Raw genomic sequence first — 3,572 nt, 5'->3', positions numbered from 1 at the left:
CGAGGGCATCAACTCCCTCGTCCAGGCCGCCAAAGCCAAGGCGCGAGGCTACCGCAACGTCGAGACCCTGAAGGCGATCACCTACCTCATCGCCGGCAAGCTCGACCTCAAGTTACCCACTTGAAACGTCGAGGTGCCAGATTAACCGCCGGTATCGATCTTCTTAAACGCCCCGTGGGGACGCAATAGTTTTATTATGCCCCCCAGACACTCGTGCTATCATGGACAGCCCCTAAGAATTAGTCCTTTTTGCAATAAAGCAAAGCCAGATACGGCGGCATAATAGCAAATGCCGAACCACTACCCGTTGAGCCAGAAGAAAATGACGCAATATTGACGCTGTGAGGGTGATTGCCATCAGTAGAACTCGTTGTCGAAGGAATATCTACGGTATGCTGGTGGTCACCAGCCGTGTCTGAAGTGTCTGTTACGTTTGTTCCGCTTGAGTTTGACATCGTCCCCAAACCACCGCTTGCTCGTCCTGTAGACCCGAATTGTGATATGTGAGAGTGGTTACCGTTAGAGGATGTCGAAGCGGGGTCTGGATTTACGGTATGGGAGTGAGTTCCCGCAGAAGTTGTTGCGGTGTCTGGTGGATCAACACTGTGAATATGCGACGGCAGATTTGCCACTGACAATGATGAGGTGTTAGCACCCCCAGAACTATTGCGGACGTATAAACCTCCAGAGCCAACAATGAATCTGTTCTGAGCCCCAACCAAAGGGCTCCAGCCACTTGGACAAGAGGCAAGATCAAAGGTCATAACGGCTCCAGAAGGCACTCCGCTTGAGCTTGGAGCCGGTTGATCGCACGTCACCTGCGTGCCGGTCCCTCGGCACCACATGCTATTTGTGACGGCGCCGACCTGTGGATCAGTTTCCGCGCCTGCTGAAACAGTTGACCACGTATTATCACCACGAAGGTAAGTTGTGGAATTTGGTGTGCCGGTCGCGGAAAGCTCCGCAATGCCAACCGCGTCATCCGCCATTTTAGCATTTGTTATCGCATTATTGGCAATTGTAGCCGCGACGGAACCCGATCCAGACGCGGTGACGTCGCCAGTCAAAGCCGTAATACCACCGCTTCCCGCATTATCCGCCGCGCATTCCCACACGCCGCCGCCGTTGTTCCATTTTGCGACTTGACCGTCGGTACAGGATAGATCGGCAAGCGTGTCGCCATCACCTGCCCCACCACCTAAACCTGGTACGAGAAACCCTTCAAAGTAAGTCGCATTAGCAGCTCCATTTGTCCAGCGATTGGCTTGTGAAGATTGATGATGAGTCTCTGCCGTCACGTAATCACCTGTACCATTCAGATAAACAGTCGTACTCACTTGAGCCCATACCTGAGAAACAGCTACATCCGCACGATCAACTTGAACAGCGATCTCTGTGCCGTTCTTATGAATGCGTGCCTGTACAGGAGCATTCAAATCAATATCGTTTATACCAATACCAAATGTAAGGTGATAATAGCCCGCCTGCGTTGGTGTAAACCTGTCGGTCGAAAGATCGAATTCAGTATTTATATCATAATCTTTCGTGTTCGCATTAAATGTCGTGACCGTGATTCTTGGAATTCCCTGAGCGGCCCCGTTTCTATGCACCCTGAACCCTGATGTTAAAGTCGAAGCATCAACATCCGCCGCACAGACCCAGGCCGAGCCGTTATATTGTGCAATTTGTCCTGAAGTACAACCTGAAGGTAAACCGCTGGGGGCGTCGGACGTACAATCAATATCGGTGCCGTCTGTGGTACACCATTTGCTGGCGGTTAAGGTGCCGACCTGTGGGTCGGTTTCGGCGTTGGCATCGGCGGTACACTCAATCGCCGTGCCGCCTGCGTTCCCCACACACCATTTATTGGCGGTGATGGTGCCGACCTGTGGGTCGGTTTCCGCCCCTGGTACGCCTGTTGTTATTTGGTCATCAACATATTTTTTGGTGGCGGCATCATCATCTGCCGTTGGCGGTGTTGCCAACCCTGTAATTTTATTGCCTGACATGGCGATATTGGCGTTCGCGGTCAGGACATCGGTATTGGCATCGCCCAAGGTGACATTGCCATTTAATGTGGTTGCGTTGGTCACAGTCAACGATTCAAGTTGCGCCAAGCCCGATGTATCGAATGTTGAAACCGATGTATCGCCCGTCACATCCAATGTTCCGCCAATAGTTGTGATGCCTGCTATGGTGACGGAATCAGCGATATCATCGCCAAGTTCAGTATTTCCCGTCGTGCGGATAAGACCGCTCGCCGATAGCGATGAAACGCCCGTCGCGCCAAGCGTCGCAGCTCCCGCATTCAAGGTGCCTGTCGTCGTAATCGCGCCTGAACCCGCATCGAGGGAGGAAACACCCGTCGCGCCCAAGGTGGACGTGCCCGCATTTAATGTGCCTGTGGTTGTAATTGCGCCAGAACCAACATCAAGGCTGCCGCCTGTAATCGCGCCTGCGCCTGCGGCAAGGCTTGCGCCCGTAATCGCGCCATCGGCGGTAACCGCGTCAAAATTGGATAAGAGCGCGATTGAGCCAGAGATGGCTTGCAAGTTATCTGTTCTGACAGAGGGGAATTGTCCCGAGGTGCCGACCGCCAAGGTTCCTGCGGCGGCATCAAAGGCAAATTGTTCGGTTCCACCGCTATCTTTAATAGAGACATTCTTGGCAATTTCGGCTGTGCCAGGGGTCGTTTCATTCCATAGCCCGCCTGACGCGGCGGCGGCCTCAGCATACGTATAGCCAAGGACAATATCGTCTACTCCGGGGTTTTTTTCCAAAAGCACTGTGGTGGCGTCAACATAGTCATTACATTTTGTATTGAAAACGCCATCGGGTCCCGCAGAGACAATCGCGACGACATATTGGTCTGTTGTATCACTCCCGTCGCGATAATTTTTCGCGGCACAGCCGCCCATACCAACTTCAGACCCATGGTCCCATGCACAATAACCAAAGGGCATGCCCCAGCCATCCTCCTTACCGACGCCGATAGAGGTTGGAATTTCACTTCCCCCCGTAAAGCCCGCTATTGTTGTCGCAGACATTTCAATCGGTTCAACAAGCGTATCACTATCACAACTTCCCGATCCATTTTGCGTTGCTGCAATAAGTGCAATTTTCCCCGCGGCAATCATCTGGTTTTCGGTCAGGGTGCGCTTTGTCACCTCCGACATCACCGAGACTGGTCCTTTTAGGACCGTCATGGTAGAGGCACCGATAACACCCACCATTCCGACCGCGCCAAACAGCAGTAGGAATACATTTCCCCGTTCCGCGACGTTTTTCAGCCAGTTCTTCGAACCTTTAAAATAATTCGTTTTGAAAAAACTCATGACAGCCCCCACGCAATACAAATATACAATACATTGTAACAGCAACCCGGTTAATATATTATTAAGAACTGTCCCCAGTTGGATTTGTGGGCATTGAATTGCTGATGAGTTTCTCGGCTTTGCGCTGCGGCATCGACAGCAGCACTCTGTAGGAAAAGCGGTTCGGGTCCAGCAACGCGATCTGCACGCGCTGTTCGAGCCGCAAGACCGCATAGGTGAACGCATGCGGCGCATCCT

2 protein-coding genes are annotated in these 3,572 nt (G+C 52.5%); one reads left to right on the top strand and one right to left on the bottom strand.

What is annotated here, in order from left to right; all coding sequences use genetic code 11:
* Window positions 1-124 (top strand): transposase (locus KKA81_17430; protein ID MBU2652712.1); only part of this gene is annotated, 124 nt, incomplete at its 5' end.
* A 115-nt stretch (window positions 125-239) separates the two neighbouring features.
* Here the strand turns inward: KKA81_17430 and KKA81_17425 are convergent.
* Window positions 240-3,335 carry a hypothetical protein gene (locus tag KKA81_17425; GenBank protein MBU2652711.1) on the bottom strand — a complete coding sequence of 1,032 codons (3,096 nt, stop codon included), beginning with the start codon at window positions 3,333-3,335 and terminating at the stop codon, window positions 240-242.
* Window positions 3,336-3,572 lie beyond the last annotated feature (237 nt).

The organism is Bacteroidota bacterium (genome assembly GCA_018831055.1).
In the GTDB taxonomy this organism is placed as follows: domain Bacteria; phylum Bacteroidota; class Bacteroidia; order Bacteroidales; family B18-G4; genus M55B132.
The sequence above is the reverse complement of the archived record's forward strand: the minus strand, read 5'-3'. Positions and strand labels throughout refer to the sequence as shown.

Bases quoted from the DNA above. Each gene is read 5' to 3' on its own strand.
- KKA81_17425 (MBU2652711.1), bottom strand. From the start codon at position 3,335: ATGAGTTTTTTCAAAACGAATTATTTTAAAGGTTCGAAGAACTGGCTG.